The 563-nt window shown below is 27.9% G+C and carries 2 protein-coding genes; both read left to right on the forward strand.

What is annotated here, in order from left to right:
- Positions 1 to 208: hypothetical protein (locus ACED20_RS21185; RefSeq protein WP_378106744.1), on the forward strand; the 208-nt coding region annotated here is incomplete at its 5' end.
- The coding region (locus ACED20_RS21190; protein ID WP_378106747.1) for a hypothetical protein at positions 192 to 563 on the forward strand (372 nt) is incomplete at its 3' end. The genes ACED20_RS21185 and ACED20_RS21190, both read left to right, overlap by 17 nt.

Below are 563 nucleotides of genomic sequence, written 5' to 3' on the forward strand. Positions count from 1 at the left end.
TAATAGTAGTGGTAGTAGTAATAAAAGTGATAGTGGCAGTAGTAATTCACCTGGATCAAGGGGATATCGTCATACATCTGAAGGAAAAGCAAAGCTTACAAATATAAAAATGACTAATCCTAATCTAAATCATGGAAATATCCAGACAAGAGCCGGAGGAAACATTCAAACAGCAATAAATAAAAGATTAGATGAAGCTAGTAAATAAATTATTAATAACCGTTTTTGCTATATTAACTGTTATAGCCATATACTTTTTCATTTATTATTCTAATAATCAAGATTTAAATGATGTAAAAGTTGAAGGTTATGTTTTTAATTCCAATAACATGCCTTTAAAAAATGTTAAGGTGACAGTAGTCAATGAAAGATACGAGAATGATAATGGACTTAAAAATTATGATGAATATTTAGGTCAAGATAGAATAGAATTAAAAACGGACGATAAAGGATATTATTCAACTGTGTTAAAGAAAAGTGCTTATGTGTATATTCTTTTACAAAAAGGCGGCTATAAATCTATTGAAGAAAAAGGTAAGCATGCTAAAAAATCACTTTTTTTT

It is taken from the genome of Chryseobacterium sp. sg2396 (assembly GCF_042610505.1).
In the GTDB taxonomy this organism is placed as follows: domain Bacteria; phylum Bacteroidota; class Bacteroidia; order Flavobacteriales; family Weeksellaceae; genus Chryseobacterium.